Origin of the sequence: Clavibacter michiganensis subsp. tessellarius, assembly GCF_021922985.1 — a bacterium.
Taxonomy (GTDB): Bacteria; Actinomycetota; Actinomycetes; order Actinomycetales; family Microbacteriaceae; genus Clavibacter; species Clavibacter tessellarius.
This window is the reverse complement of record NZ_CP040788.1, coordinates 2562412-2582915: the sequence shown is the minus strand read 5'-3', so window position 1 is coordinate 2582915 and position 20504 is coordinate 2562412. Positions and strand designations below refer to the sequence as shown.

17 protein-coding genes and 1 pseudogene are annotated in these 20504 nt (G+C 73.1%); 9 read left to right on the top strand and 9 right to left on the bottom strand.

The features are described 5' to 3' along the window. The first annotated feature begins 6 nt into the window (after positions 1 to 6). Complete coding sequence (locus FGG90_RS12200; protein WP_094126783.1) at positions 7 to 3081, top strand: alpha-mannosidase; 3075 nt, start codon at positions 7 to 9, stop codon at positions 3079 to 3081. A gap of 45 nt (positions 3082 to 3126) precedes the next feature. Here the strand turns inward: FGG90_RS12200 and FGG90_RS12195 are convergent, their stop codons facing one another. From FGG90_RS12195 to FGG90_RS12175, 5 genes are read right to left on the bottom strand one after another with little or no spacing between them, the layout of a single operon-like run. Further along, positions 3127 to 4110 carry an acetylxylan esterase gene (locus FGG90_RS12195; RefSeq protein ID WP_094126785.1) on the bottom strand — a complete coding sequence of 328 codons (984 nt, stop codon included), beginning with the start codon at positions 4108 to 4110 and terminating at the stop codon, positions 3127 to 3129. A gap of 5 nt (positions 4111 to 4115) precedes the next feature. Then, positions 4116 to 5042 carry a carbohydrate ABC transporter permease gene (locus tag FGG90_RS12190; RefSeq protein WP_094126787.1) on the bottom strand — a complete coding sequence of 309 codons (927 nt, stop codon included), beginning with the start codon at positions 5040 to 5042 and terminating at the stop codon, positions 4116 to 4118. Then, entirely contained in the window at positions 5032 to 5961 is a 930-nt protein-coding gene (locus tag FGG90_RS12185) for a carbohydrate ABC transporter permease (protein ID WP_094126789.1), read from the bottom strand. The genes FGG90_RS12190 and FGG90_RS12185 overlap by 11 nt, the downstream gene beginning before the upstream one ends. Positions 5962 to 5965: 4 nt before the next feature. Next, positions 5966 to 7231, bottom strand: coding sequence for an ABC transporter substrate-binding protein (locus tag FGG90_RS12180; protein WP_094126791.1), 1266 nt, complete (start codon positions 7229 to 7231; stop codon positions 5966 to 5968). Positions 7232 to 7259: 28 nt separating this feature from the next. Next, entirely contained in the window at positions 7260 to 8858 is a 1599-nt protein-coding gene (locus tag FGG90_RS12175) for an FAD-dependent oxidoreductase (RefSeq protein ID WP_094126793.1), read from the bottom strand. 201 nt (positions 8859 to 9059) lie between these two features. Between FGG90_RS12175 and FGG90_RS12170 the strand changes: the two genes are divergently transcribed. Then, the gene (locus FGG90_RS12170; protein WP_165771363.1) at positions 9060 to 10280 is read left to right on the top strand and encodes an FAD-dependent monooxygenase; all 1221 of its coding nucleotides are present in this window, start codon (positions 9060 to 9062) and stop codon (positions 10278 to 10280) included. 5 nt (positions 10281 to 10285) lie between these two features. Here the strand turns inward: FGG90_RS12170 and FGG90_RS12165 are convergent, their stop codons facing one another. Then, positions 10286 to 11119 (bottom strand): oxidoreductase, encoded by an 834-nt coding sequence (locus FGG90_RS12165; protein ID WP_094126797.1) that lies wholly within the window; start codon positions 11117 to 11119, stop codon positions 10286 to 10288. A gap of 259 nt (positions 11120 to 11378) precedes the next feature. On the opposite strand from FGG90_RS12165, the gene FGG90_RS12160 reads away from it, so the two are divergent. From FGG90_RS12160 to FGG90_RS12135, 6 genes and pseudogenes are all read left to right on the top strand, one after another. After that, a complete protein-coding gene (locus FGG90_RS12160; RefSeq protein WP_165771364.1) occupies positions 11379 to 11543 on the top strand; it encodes a hypothetical protein in 165 nt (54 codons plus the stop codon). A 154-nt stretch (positions 11544 to 11697) separates the two neighbouring features. Further along, positions 11698 to 12927 carry a multidrug effflux MFS transporter gene (locus FGG90_RS12155; RefSeq protein ID WP_094126801.1) on the top strand — a complete coding sequence of 410 codons (1230 nt, stop codon included), beginning with the start codon at positions 11698 to 11700 and terminating at the stop codon, positions 12925 to 12927. A gap of 250 nt (positions 12928 to 13177) precedes the next feature. Next, positions 13178 to 15166 carry an APC family permease gene (locus FGG90_RS12150; protein WP_094126803.1) on the top strand — a complete coding sequence of 663 codons (1989 nt, stop codon included), beginning with the start codon at positions 13178 to 13180 and terminating at the stop codon, positions 15164 to 15166. A 284-nt stretch (positions 15167 to 15450) separates the two neighbouring features. After that, complete coding sequence (locus FGG90_RS12145) at positions 15451 to 16020, top strand: hypothetical protein (protein ID WP_094126805.1); 570 nt, start codon at positions 15451 to 15453, stop codon at positions 16018 to 16020. Positions 16021 to 16028: 8 nt separating this feature from the next. After that, complete coding sequence (locus FGG90_RS12140; RefSeq protein WP_063071299.1) at positions 16029 to 16562, top strand: hypothetical protein; 534 nt, start codon at positions 16029 to 16031, stop codon at positions 16560 to 16562. A 192-nt stretch (positions 16563 to 16754) separates the two neighbouring features. After that, positions 16755 to 17066, top strand: a pseudogene (locus tag FGG90_RS12135) (amino acid transporter); the annotation flags it as partial. Positions 17067 to 17082: 16 nt separating this feature from the next. Here the strand turns inward: FGG90_RS12135 and FGG90_RS12130 are convergent. Further along, a complete protein-coding gene (locus FGG90_RS12130) occupies positions 17083 to 18057 on the bottom strand; it encodes a helix-turn-helix transcriptional regulator (protein ID WP_094126809.1) in 975 nt (324 codons plus the stop codon). Positions 18058 to 18164: 107 nt separating this feature from the next. Between FGG90_RS12130 and FGG90_RS12125 the strand changes: the two genes are divergently transcribed. Then, positions 18165 to 18632, top strand: a complete 468-nt coding sequence (locus tag FGG90_RS12125) for a VOC family protein (RefSeq protein WP_094126811.1) — start codon at positions 18165 to 18167, stop codon at positions 18630 to 18632. A gap of 98 nt (positions 18633 to 18730) precedes the next feature. On the opposite strand, the gene FGG90_RS12120 is transcribed toward FGG90_RS12125, so the two are convergent. Together FGG90_RS12120 and FGG90_RS12115 are read right to left on the bottom strand one after the other, a co-directional pair. Continuing rightward, on the bottom strand, positions 18731 to 19201 hold the full coding sequence (locus tag FGG90_RS12120) for a hypothetical protein (RefSeq protein WP_094126813.1): 471 nt from the start codon (positions 19199 to 19201) through the stop codon (positions 18731 to 18733). 274 nt (positions 19202 to 19475) lie between these two features. Beyond that, positions 19476 to 20222 carry a S1 family peptidase gene (locus tag FGG90_RS12115; protein WP_094126815.1) on the bottom strand — a complete coding sequence of 249 codons (747 nt, stop codon included), beginning with the start codon at positions 20220 to 20222 and terminating at the stop codon, positions 19476 to 19478. Between the last annotated feature and the right edge of the window lie 282 nt (positions 20223 to 20504).

Here is a 20504-nt window from a genome sequence, read left to right as displayed (position 1 = left end):
GGACACATGCACCAGGACAGCGCACGCATCGAGGCCCGGGTCGCCCGCTTCCGGAGCGAGAGCGTGCGGCCGGCCATCCACCGGGCGGCCGCGCCCCTGGCCATCGAGTCGTGGGAGGCGCCCGGCGAGCCCGTGCCGTTCGCCGACGCGCGCGACGCCGCGTACGCGCCCACCGCGATCGGCGACCGGTGGGGCCGGCCGTGGGGCACCGTCTGGTTCCACGTGCGCGGCGAGGTGCCGGAGGGGTGGATCGGCGTGGACGGCCTGGAGCCCGAGCTCGTCGTCGACCTCGGCTACACCGGCGCCCAGTCGGGCTTCGAGGCGGAGGGCCTCGTCTTCACGCCGACGGGCGCGATCGTCAAGGCCGTCGAGCCGTTCAACCAGGCGGTCCCGCTCGACCGCGTGCCCGGGGTCGCGCCGGGCGACCGGGCGGTCGACCTCTACATCGAGGCGGCGGCGAACCCGAACATCACCGGCGACTGGTCGTTCACCCCCACGGCGCTCGGCGGCCGGCCCGCGGAGGGCGCCCCCGCCGCGGATCCGCTCTACCGCCTCCGCCGCCTCGAGCTCGGCCTCCTCGACCGGCAGGTGTGGGAGCTGGAGCAGGACCTCTCCGCGCTGGTCGGCCTCGCCGGGCAGCTCCCCGCCTCCAGCCAGCGGCGCGCCGAGATTGTGCGCGCGCTCGACCGCTGCGTGGACGCGGTGGACCCGGACGACGTGGCGGGCACCGCCGGATCCGGTCGGGCGGCCCTCGCGGACGTGCTCGCGCGGCCCGCCTCGGCGAGCGCCCACCGCCTGCACGCGGTCGGCCACGCCCACATCGACTCCGCCTGGCTGTGGCCCGCGCGCGAGACGGCCCGCAAGGTGGCACGCACGTTCTCGAACGTCTGCGACCTGATCGAGCGCGAGGAGGGCTTCGTCTTCGCGGCCTCCTCGGCGCAGCAGTACGCGTGGCTGAAGCGCGACCACCCGGACCTGTTCGAGCGCGTCCGCGGGCACGTGGCGGCCGGTCGGTTCGTGCCCGTCGGCGGCATGTGGGTGGAGTCGGACACGAACATGCCGGGCGGCGAGGCGCTCGTGCGACAGCTGCTCGAGGGCAAGCGCTTCTTCCTCGACGAGTTCGGGATCGACACCGAGGAGGTGTGGCTCCCCGACTCGTTCGGCTACTCGGCGGCCCTCCCCCAGATCATCGCGGGCGCGGGCGCGCGCTGGTTCCTCACGCAGAAGATCTCGTGGAACGAGACGAACACCATGCCGCACCACACCTTCTGGTGGGAGGGCATCGACGGCACCCGGGTCTTCACGCACTTCCCGCCCGTGGACCTCTATAACTCCGACCTCTCCGGCGAGGATCTCGCGCGCGCCGAGCGCCAGTTCGCGGAGAAGGGCGACGCGACCATGTCGCTCGTGCCGTTCGGCTACGGCGACGGCGGCGGTGGGCCGAACCGGGAGATGATCGCCGCGGCCCGCCGCACGCAGAGCCTCGAGGGATCCCCCACCGTGGAGCTGTCGACGCCGCGACGCTTCTTCGAGGAGGCCGAGGCCGAGTACCCGGACGCGCCCACGTGGTCCGGCGAGCTCTACCTCGAGTTCCACCGCGGCACCTACACGTCACAGGCGCGCACGAAGCAGGGCAACCGGCGGAGCGAGCACCTGCTGCGGGAGCTGGAGCTGTGGGCGACGACCGCGATGGTCCGCGCCGGCGCCGCGTACCCGACGGACGAGCTGCGGGAGATGTGGCGGACGGTGCTCCTGCAGCAGTTCCACGACATCCTGCCGGGCACCTCGATCGCCTGGGTGCACCACGAGGCCGAGGAGCGGTACGCGCGCATCGCCGAGCGGATCGGGACGATGGTCGCCGAGGCCGTCCAGGCCGCGAGCGGCGGCGGGCGGGCGGAGCTGGTGGCCAACCCGTCGCCGTTCCCCGTGCGCGGGATCCCGGCGCTCGGGGCGGTGCCCGCTCCCCCGCCCGCTACCGAGGGGATCCCGCGGCTCGAGGCGCGGGACGGCGGGCACGTGCTCGACAACGGGCACGTCCGCGTGCGCGTCGGCGCGAGCGGCCTGCTCGAGTCGGTGCTGCACCTCGCCTCGGGCCGGGAGGTCGTCCCCGCCGGGGCCGCGGCGGGCCTCCTGCAGCTGCACCGGGACACGCCCACCAAATGGGACGCCTGGGACATCGACGACCACTACCGACGGAACGTCGAGGACCTCGTGGGCGTGGAGGAGATCCGACCGACGACCGTCCGCGACGCCCTCGGCAGCACGCTCCCCGCGCTCCTCGTGGTGCGGCGCGCGGGCGGATCGACGATCGAGCAGACGATCTCGCTCCCCGTCGGCCGCGCCGCTGTCGACCTCGTGCTCGACGTCGACTGGCACGAGCGGCGGAAGCTCCTGAAGCTGGCGTTCCCGCTCGACCTGCTGTCGGACCGGGCGACCTCGGAGATCCAGTTCGGCCACGTGCACCGGCCGACGCACGTCAACACCTCGTGGGACGCGGCGCGCTTCGAGACAGTCGCGCACCGCTGGGTGCACGTGGGCGAGCCGGGCTTCGGCGTGGCCGTCGTCAACGACTCCACCTACGGCCACGACATCACGCGCGACCGCACGGCGGCGGGCGAGCCAGCGACCACCGTGCGACTCTCGCTGCTGCGCGCGCCCGTGTTCCCGGATCCGGACGCCGACCAGGGCCGGCACCGCCTGGCCGTTTCGCTCGTGGTTGGCGCGGAGGTCTCGGACGCCGTCGAGGCAGGGCTCGCGCTGAACACGCCGCTGCGGCGGCTGACAGGCGGATGCGCCGTCGCGCCGCTCGTCGTCGTCGACGACCCGTCGGTCGTGGTCGAGGCGGTGAAGGCGGCCGACGACGGCTCGGGCGACGTCGTCGTGCGGCTCTACGAGTCGCTCGGCCGGCGGGTCGACGCGGCCGTGCACGCGGACTTCCCGGTGACGGGCATCGCCCGGACCGACATGATGGAGCGCGCGGCGGAGCAGGTGCGCATCGACGCGGCCGTGGACGGGACGGGCGGCACCGCGCGGATCGCGTTCCGCCCGTTCGAGATCGTGACCCTGCGGCTGTCGCGCTGATCCGGCGGCCGGCCCGGTGAGCGGGCCGGTCATCCGCCCGTCCCGTCAGCCCCGCGCCGCGAGCACCGGCCGGAGCGCCTCGAGCGCCCGCACCCGGTCCTCCACCCCGCCGCCCTCGTGCCCGTTGTACGGCCAGACGTCGATGCTCGCGTCGCCGCCCGACGCATTGTGCGCCGCGAAGACGGTGGAGGGCGGGCAGATGGCATCCATCAGGCCGACCGTGCGGTGGATCCGCGTGCGCACCCGCCGCGAGAACGCCACCCCGTCGACGTACGACAGCGTCCGCTCCACGTCGGCGACCCGGTGCCGCTGCGTCGCGAGGTACCGCGCGATCTCGACGTACGGCGCCTCGTCCGTGAGGGAGCTGGCGCGGAACGCGTCCGACAGGAACGGCACCAGCGCGACGGCGCCGCGCACGTCGGGGCGCAGGGCGGCCGCGGCCGTCGCGAGCGCGCCGCCCTGGCTGCCGCCGAACACGGCGATCCGCGCGGGATCGAGGCCCGGCAGCTCGGCCACCGCGTCGACCGCGCGCACGGCGTCGGCGATGAGCCGGCGGTAGTAGTAGGTCTCGGGCGCCTCGATGCCGCGCGTGGCGACGCCCGGGTACGCGGGCCCGGCCCCATGGGGGTCCGGCGTCACGCCCACGCGGGAGAGGCGGCCAGCGCCCTGGCCGCGCGCGTCCACCACGAGGTGCGCCCAGCCCGCGGCCGCCACCCAGAGGTGCTCGATCGGGGTGCCGCGCCCGCTGCCGTAGCCCGGGTACTCGACGACGACAGGCAGCGGCGCCGCCGGATCCGCGCTGGCGGGCGTCACGAGCCAGGCCGCGACGGGCTCGCCGCCGAAGCCCGGGAACCGCACGTCGCGCACCCGGACCAGCGGCAGCCCGGCGTCGACCTCGGTGGCGGTCACGGGCGGCGCGCCGTCGGCCGCCGCGTCGAGGGTCCGGCGCCAGAACGCGTCGAAGTCGTCGGGCTCGACGAGCGCGGAGCGGAAGGACCGCAGCGCGTCGAGGGCCAGGTCGGTGCGCACGCGGATCAGCCCTTCAGGCCCGAGTGCGCCAGCCCCTCCACGAACTGCCGCTGCGCGACGAGGAACACCGCCAGCACGGGCACGACGGTCATGGCGGCCGCGGCCAGCTGCACGTTCCACATCTCGCCACCGTAGACGTCGGTGAAGCGCGTGAGGGCCTGCGGCAGCGTGAACAGCCGCGGCGACGTGAGGTAGACGGTCGGCTCGAGGTACATGTTCCACGAGCCGAGGAAGGTGAGGATCGCCACGGCCGAGAGGGCCGGGCGGGCCAGCGGCATGAAGATCCGCCGCCAGATGCCGAAGCGCCCCAGGCCGTCGAGCCGGGCCGCCTCCTCCAGCTCCACCGGCATCGCGATGAAGTACTGCCGCATGATGAAGGTGCCGAGCACCGCGGGCGCCCCGACCGCCGGCACGAGCAGCAGCGGCAGGTGCGTGTCGATGGCGCCCACCGACCGGAAGATCTGGAACAGCGGGATGATCGTGACCTCGGTCGGCACGAGCAGCCCGGTCAGCACGACCAGGAACACGGCGTTGCGGCCCGGGAACGGGATCCGCGCGAACGCGTACCCGGCGAGGCTCGAGACCACCATCGTCACCGCGGTCACCGTGACCGCGATGTAGAGGCTGTTCCAGTACTGCAGGGCGAACGGCTGGAACCGGAACGCCTCCGCGTAGCCGTCGAGGCTCGGCGAGTCCGGCAGCAGGGTCGGCGGGTTCTGGAAGATCTCGTTGATCGGCTTGAACGACGACGCGATCATCCAGAAGGTCGGGATCGCGAACGGGATGACCAGCAGGACGAGGACGACGATGAGGAGCGTGGTCAGCACCGGACTCCGGCCCTTCCGGCGGCGTCGGCGCGCGGGTGCCGGCGGGACGGCCTCGAGTCGCGGGGTGAGCGGGGTCTCCCGCTGCACGACGGCGTCAGTTCTCATAGAAGACCCATTTCCTGCGCAGCTGCCACTGCACGACCGTGAGGATGAGGACGAAGGCGAGCAGCATCAGCGAGAGCGTCGCGCCGTAGCCGATGTCGCTGAACTCGAACGCCTGCTGGAACACGTAGTAGACGAGCACCGTCGTGGACAGCTCGGGGCCGCCCTCGGTGAGCACCGCGATCTGCGCGAACGCCTGCAGCGAGCCGACGATCGTGAGGATCCCGGTGAGCAGCAGCGTCGGCGAGATGAGCGGGAGCGTGATGCGGAAGAAGATCGACCGCGGGCTCGCACCGTCGAGCCGCGCCGCCTCGTAGAGGTCGCCCGGCACGCCCTGCAGCGCGGCGAGGAACAGCACCATGTTGACGCCGACGCTGCGGATCACCTGCGTCACGATGACGCTGGCCATCGCGGTCGGCCCCTCGCGGAGCCAGTTGGGGCCGTCGACGCCCACGAGCGAGAGGAGGCCGTTGATCGCGCCGTTGTCCTGGAGCAGGAAGCCCCAGACGAGCGTCCACGCCACCACCGAGATCACGACGGGCGAGAAGAAGAGCGTGCGGAACACCGCGCCGCCCGGGATCCGCCGGTTGAGCACGACCGCGAGCGCGAGCCCCAGCGACAGGTTGAGCACGACCACGCCGCCGGAGAAGATCGCGGTGGATCCGAGGACGGCGCCGATCTGCGGATCCGTCGCCGCCCGCTCGTAGTTGTCGCCGCCCACGAACGTCATGCGCCCTGTGAAGACGTTCCACTCGTTGAGGCTGAACCAGACCGCGAGCCCGACGGGCACCAGCACGAAGGCGATGACGCCGATCAGCTGGGGCGCGATGAACAGCCAGCCGGCCAGGGCGTCCCGGCGGCTCACCGTCCAGTACGCGCCCGTGCGCCGAGCGCCGCCGGTGCGCGTCGAGCTCGCGGTCATCGGATCACCGGCCCGTCAGGACGGGCTGGATCGCGTCGCACACGCCGCCGAGGACCTCGGCGACGTCCGCGTCGGGCGACCACATGCGGTCGAGCGCGGTCTTGCCGGTCGAGGTGATCTCGGCGGGGCTCGTGACGGGCGGCGTCGCGGAGACGTCGGCGAGCTCGTCGACCACGACGCGGTCGAGCTGCTCCGCGGAGAGCTTCGTGTTGACCTTGGCGAGCTCCTCGCCGGAGAGCAGCGACTGGCGGGGCGGCGGGAAGAACTGCGCGAGCTTCGCGGAGTTCTCGGGATTCGTCATGTACGCGAGGAAGTCGGTCGCCTGCTCGACGTGGTCGCCGCCCTGGAACACCGCCATGCCGGCCTGGCCGATGTTGCCGTACTCGCCGGCCGGGCCCTTCGGCAGCGGGTAGATCTCGGAGCCGAACGACCCGTCGAGGAGGCTCGCGCGGGAGACCTGCGCGGTCGTGAAGGCCGCGTCGCCCGCGAAGAAGTCGGCCGTGGTTCCGGGGCCGGGTGTCGCGCCGCTGACGTAGACGGAGTCGTGGAAGAACTGGAACGCCTCCACCATCTCGGGGCTGTCCATCGTGCACGTCGTGCCCGCGGCGTCCCAGGGCTGCGCGCCCCATCCGGCCCAGAGGTTCGCGAGGCTCAGCCAGCCGGAGAAGTCGAAGTCGCGGATGACGTATCCGGCCTTGCCCGTGGAGTCGTGGACGGCCTTGCCGATCCGGTCGACGTCCTCCCAGGTCAGGTTCGCCGGGTCGACCGTCTGGCCCGCCTGCGCGATGAGGTCCTGGTTCACGTAGAGCGCGAACGGCGAGTTCGAGAACGGGTAGGCGTAGAGCTCGCCGTCCTTCGAGAACGTCTTCGTCACGCTCGGGAGGATGTCGTCGTAGTCGTAGCCCTCCGTGCCCTGGAAGTCCTCCGTCAGCGGCGCGAGCGCGCCCGCATCGATGAGGTCCTTGGCGATGTCGCCGACCCACGCGAGGTCGGGCGCGTTGCCGCCGGCCGCCTGCGTGGTGAGCGTGGAGTTGTAGTCCGCGAACGGCAGCGACTCGAACGTGACCGACTTCACCTCGGGGTGGCTCGCCGTGTAGTCGTCCGCCAGGGTCTTGAACAGGGCGAGCTGGTTCTCGTCGGACGTCCAGACGGACATCCTCAGGTCGACGGGCGCGCCGTCGTCGGATCCGCCACCGCTGGAGCAGCCCGTCAGGGCGATCAGCACTCCTCCGACGGCGAGCGAGGCAATCAGCTTCTTCGCTGGTCTCATCGTCTCTTCTCTTTCTCGTGGTTCCCGGTCAATACCCGACGACGTCGGGCCAGTGGGTCTCGATGCCGCGTGCGACGAGGCGGTCCTGAAGGCGCGTGACGAGCGCCGGATCCGTCGCGATCGCGCGCGGGCTCACGTCCAGCGCGAGGGCGAGGACGGCCAGCTCGCCGACCGCCTCGCCGATGTTCCACTCGACGGGATGCAGCCGGTACGCGCCGTTGGTGATGTGAGTCGTGCCGATGTCCTTGCCGCCGGGCAGGAGGTTGGTCTCCGTGCGGGGAACGAGCGCGCCCAGCGGGATCTCGAAGGGCGCGCACTCGACGTCGAGGTAGTTGTCGCCGGACGTCGTGGGATGGAGGTCGATGCGGTACATCCCGACGCCGACGGAGTCGTCGAAGCGGGCCGGGGCGCCCGTGCCGCGGGCCGCGACGGACACGTCCTGCTCGCGCACGGTGGTGAGCGCGCGGATCCGCCGCGACTCGCGGATGTAGGGCGCCTGCGCGAGGCCGTCCCGGGTGCCCATCACGTCGCCGCGGAGCCGCAGCCCCGGCCAGCCGCGCCCGCCGTCGGGCCGCGGCGCCTCGGTCTGCAGCCAGTGGAAGTAGGAGAGGGAGAGCGAGCGCGCGCCGGCGAGGTGCCGCTCCGGCTCCGGCGAGTCGAGGATCGAGCCGTCGAGGTAGTCGAGCATCGGCCAGTTGGCGAGCACGATGTCGCTCGCGAGCGCGCCCGGCACGAGGCTCTCGGTGGCGAGCATGCGGCGGAACATCCAGAGGTCGGTGTCGCCTCCCTGCGCGCGCTGGTCGGCCGTGCGCGTGTCGCCGATCGCGTTGACGTGCATGGTGCGCGTCTCGGGACGCAGCGTGCGCGGGTTCGGGGCCGTGAACGACAGCAGGCGGTCGCCCCAGAACGGCACCTCGTACTCGCGCCAGTAGTCGTAGTCGGAGGGTCGCTCGATGGTGTGGTCGCCCTCGGCGCTGTCGAACCCGAAGCACCACGTGATCGCCTGGACGTTGCCCGGGTCGGCGACCGCGGGGGCGCTCGGTTCGCCGTGGTCGTCGTGCGCCTCCGCGCCGATGACGTGGTCGATCTCCGCCAGGGGCAGCAGCTCCCCCGTCTCGGTCGCGTCGACGACGTAGCTGCCGGTGACCGCGAGCTCCTCGCCCGACGCGGCGTCGCGCAGCAGCACGCGCTCGATCCGCCCGGGCCCGCCGTCGACCGCGAAGGGCGCGACGCCCGTCACGACGCGGATGCTGCCCGCCGCCCGGAACGGCGCCAGCATCTCCTCGATCACGGCGGCGGCGACGCGCGGCTCGGCGCACAGCCGGCTGACGAGGCCGCGGCCGGGGTTGAGGTGCGGGTCGCGCATCGCCTCCGCCGTGAGCGGGTAGTGGCGCCGGTAGTAGGAGCGGATGCCGCCCCGAAGCCGGCGGTAGTCCGCCGTCACGCCGAACTGCTCTACCCAGGTGTGCTCGTCGGGCGGGACGCCCTGCGAGGTCAGCTGGCCGCCGAGCCAGGCGTACTGCTCCGTGAGCACCGCGGTGAGGCCGTTGCGGGCGACCGCGATGGCCGCGGCGACCCCGCCGAGGCCGCCGCCGATGATGGCCACGTCCGCCTGGATGGTGAGCATGCCGCGGATCCCGTCCGGTCGTCACGAAGCTCGGATGCGTCGTCGCACCCGACTGGTAATACGTATTTTGTCTTGCCGTCACCCTAGCGCGGCTCATCGCCGGAAGGCAACAGGCCGGTGCATCCGATGCGTCGCCCGCGCCCCCACCCTCGTCGTGGGCGGCCCTCCGTCGATAGATTGGCGGGCAAAGAGGGGGAGCACATGGCAGAGCGTCCGAGGGCCCTGATCGTCGGTGCAGGCGTCGCGGGCATGTCCGCCGCGATCCGCCTGGAGGAGGCCGGTTGGGAGCCGGTGATCGTGGAGCGGAAGCCGTCGCGGCGGATGGCCGGCTACATGGTCGGCATGTTCGCCGAGGGGGTCGTCGCAGCCGAGCGCCTGGGGGTGCGGGACGACATCGGATCCCGCGACCGGCCCGACCGCGTCACGCTCCAGCTCGACGCCGACGGATCGCGCCGCCCCGGCCCCGGCCTCGCCGACCAGCCCGGCGCCCCCGAGGCCGTGCTCCGCAGCGACATCGAGGCGGCGCTGTGGACGCGCATGGGCGACCGCATCGGGGTGCGCTTCGGCCTCGAGCCCGTGGCGATCGACCAGGACGCCGACGCCGCGCACGTCACCCTGCGCACGGTCGCGACCGGGGAGACGCACCGCGAGTCGTTCGACCTCGTCGTCGGCGCCGACGGCGTGCGCTCGGCCGTGCGCACGCTGGTGCTGGATCCCGAGCGCCGCTCCGTGAAGCCCATGCCCGCCGTGGTCTGCGCGTTCCAGGCCCGCGGCCAGATGCCCGGGTTCGCCGAGCACGAGAGCGTCATCGTCTCCGAGCCGCGCCGCGCGATGTGGGTCTTCGCCCTCGCCGGCACCACGCCCACCGTGATGATGAGCTACCGCACGCGCAAGGCCGGGAAGGACCTCCGGGGATCCGCCGCCGACGCCATGCGCCGCGCCTTCGCGGGCCTGTCCGCGGGCGGCGTCGTCGAGGACGCGCTCCGCGAGCTCGACGCGGCGGACGCCACCCTGTTCGACTCGGTGGAGCAGATCCGCCTGCCGTCCTGGCACCGCGGACGCGTCGTCGTCATCGGCGACGCCGCCTGGTGCCTCACTCTCTTCTCGGGCATGGGCGCGACCTCCGGCCTCCTCGGCGGGGCGGCGCTCGGCGACGCGCTGGCCGCGCATCCGGACGACATGGAGGCCGCCCTCACCGCGTTCGAGGCGGAGATGCGGCCGTTCGTCGTGAAGCACCAGCGCACGGCGGCGCTCAAGTCGCAGCTGTTCGTGCCGTCGGGGCGCATCACCTGGTGGATCCGCCGCCGCCTGCTCGCGTCGAAGCGCTTCCGCGTGATGGGCGTCGGCGCCCCGCGCGAGCCGAAGGGGACGTCGGCGGTCGTGTCCTCCGCGCCTGAGAAGGAGACCGCGACCGCCGCCTGATCCGGTCAGCCGGCGTCGTACCCCGTCGACCGGCTCTCCGCGGCCCACGCGTCGACGTCGGCGCGCAGGTCGTCGAGCGCGCCCGTCACGATCTCCACCGCGTCCGCGCCGAGCAGCAGGTAGTAGGGAGCGCGGCCGGAGGCGACGGCGTCGACGAGCACGCGCGCACCCGCGGCCGGGTCGCCGGGCTGCGTGCCGTCGGTGGAGTCGTTCTCCTTGCGGCGCTTGCCGGCGGTCTCGGCGTAGTCGTCGATCACCGTGGACGACTGCGTGAGCGAGCGGCCGGAGAAGTCGGTCCGGAAGGATCCGGGCGCGACCACCGTCGCGACGATCCCGAGCGGCGCGAGCTCGGTGCGCAGCGCCATGGTCATCTGCTCGATCGCGGCCTTCACGGCGCCGTAGTAGCCGGATCCGGCGCCCGTGCGGGCGGCGCCGATCGACGACAGGTTCACGATGGTGCCGCTGCGGCGCTCGCGCATGCCGGGCAGCACCGCCTTGATCATGCGGACGCTGCCGTGGAAGTGGGTGTCGAACAGGCGCGCGACGTCCTCGTCGTCGCCCTCCTCGACGGCGGCACGGTAGCCGTAGCCCGCGTTGTTGACGAGCACGTCGACGCCGCCGAAGCGGGCGGTCGCCTCGTCGACCGCGAGCGACACCTGCGCCTGGTCGGTCACGTCGAGGTCGAGCGCGAGGGCGTGCTCGGGGAAGCGGTCGGCGAGGTCCTGCACGTTGGCGGCGTCGCGGGCCGTGACGACGACGTCCTCTCCGCGCGACAGCGCCTCCTCCGCGAAGGCGCGTCCGAGTCCGGTGGAGCATCCCGTGATCAGCCAGGTCGTCATGCGCGTTCCTCTTCCTCGTGGATGCGGTGGGCGCGACGGTGCGGCGCGCCCCGATCCGAGGCTAGGCGCATCGGCGGGCGGTGGTCGTGCGGAGCGGCGCCCCGCCCGGCGGCGCATGACGACGGACGCCGCCCGGTCCTCGGCCCGGTCCGCGGCGAGCTCCGCCGTGCGCGGGACGTCCCGCATCCCGAGGCACGCGAGACGGCGGATGTCCCCGATCGACGCGCGCGGAGTCCGCGAGCAGGACCATGCTCGGACGATGAGCGACTCCCGGGATCAGATCGTGTTCACCGTCGAGGAGGGCGGCGTCTACGCCGGCGTCCTCGACGAGGTCCTGAGCGGCGGGGAGGTGCCGGGCGCCCAGCGCGTCCAGCTCCTCCTTCTCCGCGACCGCCTGAACGGCGAGTTCGACGGCAGGGGATAGGCCCGTCCGCCCGTGCCCACGGTCGGGGTCGGGGTCGGCGGGCCCGCCCCGGGGAGGCGACGAGCCCGCCACCGGCGGGGTCCCGACGCGAGCGGGACCGGCCTCCCGTCCGCCGCCCGCCCTCCCACCGGCAACCGGTCTACTGTCGGGACGGATGAGCGACGACGCCCGGCACCCGGATCCCGACCCCGACCCGCGCACGTCGTGGACCGGACGCCGCGGACCGCTCCTCACCGTCGCCCTCATCGTCGGCATCTCGCCGTTCGCGACCGACCTCTACATCCCCGGACTGCCGGCCATCGCGACCGACCTCGACGCCTCCACGGCCTCGGTGCAGCTGACGCTGACCGCCTTCCTCGTCGCGTTCGCGGTCGGCCAGCTGGTGATCGGGCCGATCAGCGACGGCGCGGGCCGCCGCCGCATCCTCCTCACCGGCACCGCCCTCTTCACCCTCGCCAGCATCGGCTGCGCGATCGCGCCCGACGTGACGACGCTGATCCTCGCCCGCGTCGTACAGGGCCTGGGCGGTGCCGCCGCCGCGGTCTCGGCCCGCGCCATGGTCGGCGACGCCTCGACCGGCACCCTCCGCAGCCGCCTCTTCGCGACGCTCGCGGTCGTCAACTCGGTGGGCCCGGTCGTCGCCCCGCTCGTCGGCGGCCTCGTGCTGTCGTTGTCGTCCTGGCGCGCCGCGTTCCTCGTGCTGGCCGCGCTCGGCCTCGCCCTCACGCTCGCCGCCGCGCGCCTGCTGCCCGAGACGCTCGTCCGCACCGGCGCCGGCGGCACGTCGCCCCGCGCCGTCCTCGGCCGCATGGCGGAGCTGCTGCGGATCCCCCGCTTCCGCTGGTACCTCGTCACCGGCTGCACCGCGACCATCGGGTTCTTCTCCTACATCGCGACCTCGTCCTTCGTGTTCCAGGAGCAGTACGGCTTCGGCGAGGGCCTCTACACGCTGGTGTTCGCGTCGAACGCGTCCTGCATGATCGCGTCGACGCTCGTCTTCCGTCGCCTCATCGGGCGATTCGACGAGGATCGCCTCTTCACCATCGGCCTCGCCACCTGCGCGCTCGGGTCGGTCCTCGTGCTCCTCGGGGCGCTCGCGGGCACGGGCCCCGCGCTGGTCTGGCCGGCCCTCGCCCTCGTCACCGCGGGGTGGGGCTGGGTGATCCCGGGATCGATCACCCTCACCCAAGCGCTCGGCCACCGGCACCCCGGCACGGCCTCGGCGCTCGTCGGCGGCCTCCAGTTCGGCCTCGGCGGGCTGGCGACGCCGCTCGCGGGCGCGCTCGGCGGCACCGCGACGGCGATGGGGGCGCTGATGTCCGGCTTCATCGCGGTCGGGCTCGCCGCGCAGCTGTGGGCCTCGCGAACCCGCGCGGGAGGATGACCGCGGTCCGCGGGGACGCGCTCGGATCGGCCCCGCACCATCCGCCCAGCACCCGCCCCCATGACCGCACCCTGCACGCGCACCCCGCTCCCGCCCGGAGGTGGCACCATGGGGCGACGATGCTGCCGGGCCCGACCGTCGCATCCGCGAGACGGGGCCCCGGCGCCGCCTCAGGAGGATCACCGGTGCGCTGCCCGATCAACGGCTGCCCGACGTCGACACCCCGAACCGCCCCCGCGGGAGCCCGGCCGTGAGCGGCCCGAAGCTCCTCCGCGCGCCCGAGCAGCGGCGGGCCCGGGCCGGGATCACCGCGTGGCTCCTCGACGGCCTGCCCGGAGCATCCGGCGCGCACCCCGGCCCGCACGCCGAGACCGTCGGCAAGACGCACTCGTGGTGGCGCGTCATGTGCCTCACCGGCGTCGACTACTTCTCCACGCTCGGCTACCAGCCCGCCATCGCGGCCGTCGCGGCGGGCCTGTTGTCGCCGCTCGCGACGCTCGTCCTCATCCTGCTGACGCTCCTCGGCGCGCTCCCCGTCTACCGGCGCGTGGCGCGCGAGAGCCCCCGCGGAGAGGGATCCATCGCCATGCTCGAGCGCCTCCTCCCCTGGTGGGGCGGCAAGCTCTTCGTGCTCGTGCTGCTCGGGTTCGCGGCGACGGACTTCCTCATCACCATCACGCTGTCGGCCGCGGACGCGACCGCGCACGCCGTCGAGAACCCGTTCGCGCCCGCGTGGTTCTCCGGCAACGAGGTGCTGCTGACCCTGGTGCTGCTGGCCGCGCTCGCGTTCGTGTTCCTCCGCGGGTTCCGCGAGGCGATCTCCATCGCCGTCGTGCTCGTGGCGGTGTTCCTCCTGCTCAACGCCGTCGTGATCGTCGTGTCCCTCTTCCACGTCGCCGGGAACCTGCAGGTCATCGACGACTGGTGGCTCGCGCTCACGGCGCAGCACGGCAACCCGCTCGTGATGGTGGGCATCGCGCTCATCGTCTTCCCGAAGCTCGCGCTCGGCCTCTCCGGCTTCGAGACGGGAGTCGCCGTGATGCCGCAGGTGCGCGGCGAGGACGACGCCGACGGGGTGCCGCGCACGCGGATCCACGGCACGAAGCGCCTGCTCGCGACGGCGGCGCTCATCATGAGCGCGTTCCTCATCACGTCGAGCTTCGTGACCACGCTCCTGATCCCGCAGGCCGAGTTCCAGCCGGGCGGCAAGGCCAGCGGCCGGGCGCTCGCGTACCTGGCGCACCAGTTCCTCGGCGACGGCTTCGGCACGCTCTACGACATCAGCACGATCTGCATCCTCTGGTTCGCGGGCGCCTCCGCCATGGCCGGGCTCCTCAACATCGTGCCGCGCTACCTGCCGCGCTACGGCATGGCGCCGCACTGGGCCGCCGCCGTGCGCCCGCTCGTGCTCGTCTTCACGGCCATCGCGGTGATCGTGACGCTCGTGTTCCAGGCGGACGTGGACGCGCAGGCGGGCGCCTACGCGACCGGCGTGCTCGTGCTCATCACCTCGGCCTCGGTCGCGGTGACGCTCTCGGCGCGGAAGGCCGGGCAGCGCAAGCGCATGGTCGGCTTCGCGGCCATCGCGACGGTGTTCGCGTACACGACCGTGGTGAACGTGATCGAGCGGCCGGACGGCGTGCGGATCGCCGCGCTGTTCATCCTCGGGATCCTCGTGGTCTCGATCGTGAGCCGCGTGCAGCGCTCCTTCCAGCTGCGCGCGACCTCGCTCACGATGGACGAGCAGGCGCGCGCCTTCGTCATCGAGGACGCGGAGGACTACGGCGCGGTGAGCATCATCGCCCACGAGCCGGACGAGCCCGACGAGGCGCTGACGGAGGCCGAGCAGGTCGCCGAGTACCGCCGGAAGGCGAGCGACGAGCGGCGTGACAGCGGGATCCCGGCGCGAGCGCCCGTGATCTTCCTCGAGGTGACCCCGGGCGACTCGTCGGAGTTCGAGGAGGACCTCGTGGTGCGCGGCATCGTCCGCTGCGGCTTCCGCGTGCTCCAGGTCACGAGCGGCAACGTCCCGAACACGATCGCGGCCGTGCTCCTCGCCGTGCGCGACCTCACGGGCGTGAAGCCCGGCGTCTACTTCGAGTGGACGGAGGGATCGCCCGTCGGCAACCTCCTCCGCTTCCTCGTGACGGGCACGGGCGAGGTCGCCCCGGTCACGCGCGAGGTGCTGCGGCGGGCGGAGCCGGTGCGGTCGCGCCGGCCGGACGTGCACGTCAGCTGAGGCGGCGGCGCGCCGGCCGAATGGCGGTGATGTCGAGCAACAACTCCGACGTCTCGTGCCGTGGGCAGCTGTTGGACGAGCGGTGGCGCGTAGTTAGTCGTACGTCAAGGTCCCCTAGATGCCCATAGCCACCACGAAACGTCTCGGTCGCGTCGTGAAGCCCGTCATCACGGGGATCGGGTGGTGCGCTCCCCTCCGCGATCTGGAGCAACCCCTTGCGTCACTTGACGCGGGCGACCAAGGTCGATTCCCAAGAGCCTGCTGACGACCGCGAAGGAGCGCACATGACCTGGCACCATCGACTCCGTCCAGACGCGATGACCGGAGCGTGCCTCATCGGGCTCCTCGCGCTCACGGGATGCACCAGCGGCCCGACCGGCGAAGAGGGAGACCCGAGCTCGGCGTCGACGCTCGCCCCTGCGGTCCCGGAAGCGACGCCGAGTGATGCGGAGCAGTTCTCCTCGCTCGAAGCATCCGTGAACCGCAAGTTCTCCTCGTGGGAGCACGCCGGGGACTTCACAGGCAGCGCGGCCGAGCTGGCGGAGGTGCCTCGAACTGATACGGCTGCGGCCACCATCGAGCCGGGTAGCGGGAGCGTCGTTGACGTGACGCTGCCTGCTTCGAGCGATCCGGCGGCGAAGAAGGTCGTCATGACCGTCACGTGCACAGGGAGCGAGAACTACTGGATCAACGTCGCGCAGCCCAACCCCAACCGCGTGGGGACCACATGCGGTACGGAAGGCAGAGGCATCTACGGCGTCCCCCTCGACGATCCGACCGCCCCGACGAAGCTCGAGATCACGATCCCCGATGGCAGCCGTTTCTGGCTGTCGACCTACTACACGAAGGAATAGGAAGCATCATGACCATGACACGCACATCCGTCGTTGCACGAAGCGCTTCCACCGTAGGCATCGCCGCTCTTCTCCTCCTCTCCGGAGGTACCGCAGCGCAGGCGGTCGGCGCTGGCACGAACTCCGAGTGCTCAGGAGATGGGCCCGACATCGCCGTCTCCAACGTCTCCGATACGTACGTACCCGGCAACCTGCGGATCTATGGCGACAGCGGCGCGGTCCTCTCTATCGAATCGGGCCAGTCATCCGAGGTGCATGCGGATGTCAGCGTGTCCGGCACGGTGACCGCCGACGCTGTCGTGGCATCGGCGAGCGTGACCGCGGGGGTGACGCTGGGCGTTGCGCAGACCATCACCCAGAGCGCCTCCGCGTCCTACACGGTCCCGGAAGGGCTGAACGGGCAGTACATCGAGCTCGGCTCCGCCGGCAAGGCCTTCTCGTGGACGGCGACCACATACAACCGGGCATGCGTGGTGACCGACACCCAGGGCGGGAACAGCGTCGCGCCGACAGCCAACGCGTACGTGACCAAGAGCTGGTGACGACCGGCAGGCGAGCCGCCGTCTCAGAGAGAGACGCCATCCTCCGCGCTCGGCAGGCGGGCGGGCTGCCGGGCCGAGACCGATGCGATGCCTCAGTCGCCACCGGCCGGCCTCTCGTCATGTTCGCCTGATCGATGACGAAGAGTGCCGCTCCCGATGCACCAGACCATCACTCGAGCCGCGCCTGCGGACGAGGTGACCCCGGGCGACTCGTCGGAGTTCGAGGAGGACCTCGTGGTGCGCGGCATCGTGCGCTGCGGCTTCCGCGTGCTCCAGGTCACGAGCGGCAACGTCCCGAACACGATCGCCGCGGTGCTCCTCGCCGTGCGCGACCTCACGGGCGTGAAGCCCGGCGTCTACTTCGAGTGGACGGAGGGATCGCCCGTCGGCAACCTCCTCCGCTTCCTCGTGACGGGCACGGGCGAGGTCGCCCCGGTGACCCGCGAGGTGCTGCGGCGGGCGGAGCCGGTGCGGGCCCGGCGGCCGGACGTGCACGTGAGCTGACGCGGCGACGGGCCGGTCAGGCGCGCGGCGGCTCCTGCGCGGAGCGGAGGCGCGCGGCCAGGGCGCCGGCCGCCGCGCGCAGCTCCTCCGGCGCGACGACCGTGATCGGGGCGTCGAAGCGGGCCACGGCGGCGAGGACCCCGGTCCACGACCACGAGCCGACGGTGATCCGCGTCGACGTCGCCGACACCTCCTCCATCTCGCCGTCGCCGATCCACAGGGCGACCTCGCGGGCGGGCAGCTCGACGAGCAGCTCACCGGTGCAGGGCCAGCGGTCCTCCGCCGCGGATCCCTTCGCCCGGGCCGCGAGGAACGTGCGCGCCTCCGTCGCGGGCAGCTCCCGCGGCGCGAAGCGCGGGCCGGTGGGCGTGCGCGGCAGCATCCGGTCGAGCCGGAAGGTGCGCCAGTCGTCGCGGTCGAGGTCCCACGCCACGAGGTACCACCGCGGGCGCCGGGCGACGATCGCGTGCGGCTCGACGCGCCGGGGCGGCCCCGCCTCCTCGCCGACGCGGTCGAAGCGCAGGGTCAGCCGGTCGCGGACCGCGGCGCTCGCGGCCTCCAGCACCACCGGATCCACCCGTGGCTCAGCGCCCGGCCCCGGCTCCGGCTCCGCGCCCGTGAAGCGGATGCCGTCGATCCGGTGCCGCAGCCGCGACGGCATCACCTGCCGCACGGTCGCGAGGGCGCGCTCCGCGGCCTCGTCGACGTCGACGCCCATCGCGGGCACCGACTGGAGCGCGACGGCGATCGCCACGGCCTGCTCATCGTCGAACAGCAGCGGCGGCAGCTCCGACCCGGCGGCCAGCCGGTAGCCGCCGTCCGGCCCCTTCATCGAGCGGATCTCGTACCCGAGCTCGCGGAGGCGCTCGACGTCGCGGCGGACGGTGCGCGGCGTGACCTCGAGGCGCTCGGCGAGGATCCGCCCCGGCCAGTCGCGCCGGGTCTGCAGCAGCGACAGGAGGGACAGCATCCGCGACGAGCTCCCGATCATGGATCCAGTCTCGCGGGAGTGGAGGACCGCAGCTGTCCGCCACTGCCGGGAGGGTGCTCCTCAGCGGCCCGGATCCGGAGCCGCACCACCCAGCACGAGGAGACACCGTGAGCATCACGACCACCACCCACCTCAACTTCCGCGGCACCGCGCGCCAGGCGCTCGAGCTCTACCGGAGCGTCCTCGGCGGGGACGTCGTCGTCGCCACCTACGCCGACCTCGGCATGCCGGCCGAGGCGCCCGGCGCGGACAAGGTGGTCTTCGGCCAGCTCGAGACCGCCGACGGCCTCCGGCTCATGGCCTACGACGTGCCCGGCCATGACGACGCCGACGGCAGCGCGATCGCCGGCACGACGACGCGCGAGCAGGGCGCGACGATCACCGACCGCACCTTCTTCCAGTCGCTGCGGGGCGCGTCCCTCGCCGAGGTCGAGCGCTGCTGGGCGGGGCTCGCGGAGGGCGCGACCGTGATCGAGCCGCTCGCCGCATCCGCCTGGGCGGCGGGCTTCGGGATGCTCACCGACCGGTTCGGCGTGACCTGGGTCATCGACGTGCAGGCGCCGTCCGTCGGCTGACCCGACGGCGACGACGACGAGGCGGCCGACACCCGGAGGTGCCGACCGCCTCATCATGCGCGGGCTCCCGCGCCGTGGCGGGTGGAGGCTGCGCCTTCCTACAGGCGGCCCTCGCACTGGTGCGTCGGGCCGCCCGCGTACTTCACGCACCGCGCGACCGTGCCCTCCAGATGCCAGTGCTCACCGAGGTGGGCCCGGAAGTTGCTCGGGAAGATGCCCCAATCCCTGCTGCAGTCCGGGACCGGGTTGATCGTCGCACCCCAGCCCTGGGCGGTGGTGAAGTCGAGCGAGTTCCACCTGTTTCCCGGGGAGATGGGGATGCAGACCTTGTCGCTCGTGGGCGTGGGCCCGACCTGGACGGCCGTGTACTTGCTGGTCGTGACGAAGAGGTCGAACCCGTCGCCCCAGCCGTGATGCGCGAAGGCCTCGGGCTGCGCGCTCGCGGGCGGCGCCGCGACCGGCAGGGCGGTGAACGCGCCCGCCACGGCCAGAGCGCACGCGATCAGCCGCATGCCGCGGAGAGCGGGACGGCGGGACGCCGGGGGTGGCGTGGAGGAGTCAGGGATCATGGTGGACCTTCCGTGGTGAGGCGGGGTGAGCCGTAGCGGACGCGAGGCGGATGGACGGTAGCCGAGGCCCCGGGACCTGCGCGCCCGCCCTCCCCACGTCCGCCAGGCCACGTGCCGGGCCCCGACGTCGCAGGCCCCGGTCACGCGCGAGGTGCTGCGGCGGGCCGAGCCCGTGAGGGCCCGGCGGCCGGACGTGCACGTGAGTAGAGGCTCGGCACGACGACGCCGCGCCGCGCGGGCATGTCGCTCGTCGTCGGGAAGCGCGCCCGCCGCCCTACCGACCGGCGCCGCGCACCCCCGTCGTGCTCCGGATCCACGCCGCGTCCTGCGAGAGGAGGGCGAAGACGGAGACGCCGTGCGGATCGTCCCGCTCGTCGCCGAAGCCCTGGGAGCAGAGGGCGCGGACGCGGCCGTCGACCAGGAGCGGACCGCCGGAGTCGCCGTCGTTCGGCACTCCGCTGATGCCCGTGACCTCCTGCGCCGCGCCGTGGAAGCCGTCGACCTCGGCGCCGGTGAGGCGGACGGTGGCCGCGTAGAGCCTCGTCGCCTGCTTCCCGTGCGCGCGGAAGCCGTAGCCCTCGATGGTCCCGGTGCCGGAGGCGGCCGCCCCGGATCGCAGGTCGAGGGGGGCGTACGCCGACAGTGGCGCGGGCGCGGCGAGGTGCATCAGCGCGATGTCGCCCTTCGGGGCCACGACCACGCGGTCCACGGGCGTCGCGGGGCCCGAGTGCGTCACCGAGTTCGACTGGTAGACGTCGATGTCGTCGGTGTCCCCCGTGCACTGCCGCGCGGTGAGGACCCAGGAGGCGTCGACCTGCACGCCCGTGCAGTCCTCCTCGGAGCCCGAGGGGACGGTCCCGCCGGTCTCGACGATCTGGACGACCCATGGGGTGTGCGGCGCCACGCGGCCCGCGACGATGTGGGACTCCCCCGGATCCGGGGTCACGGTCGTCGGCGTCGGCGCGCCGCCCGAGAGCCCCAGGGTGATGGTCAGTCCGGCCACGAGCAGGTTCGCGAGCATTCGGTGTCTCTTCTCTTCGTCGGATCACGCGCGGAACGATCTCCGGCGGAGGATGCGCGGGAGCGGAGCCCCCGATGGATGCGCGGGACGGGGAGGTGCGCGCCGCCCGAGGGCGGTGGCCCATCCGCCCGCGTGGACAGGATGGAGGACGGCGGCGGACGCCGTCGGGGGCGTCCACATGGGGCGTCTCGCAGGGGGGAGCCGAGCCCGCGCGACGGCGCCGACGATCGCCGCGCATCCGGTCAGCATTCGCCACGGGCCGGCATCTCGCCTATCGTTCAC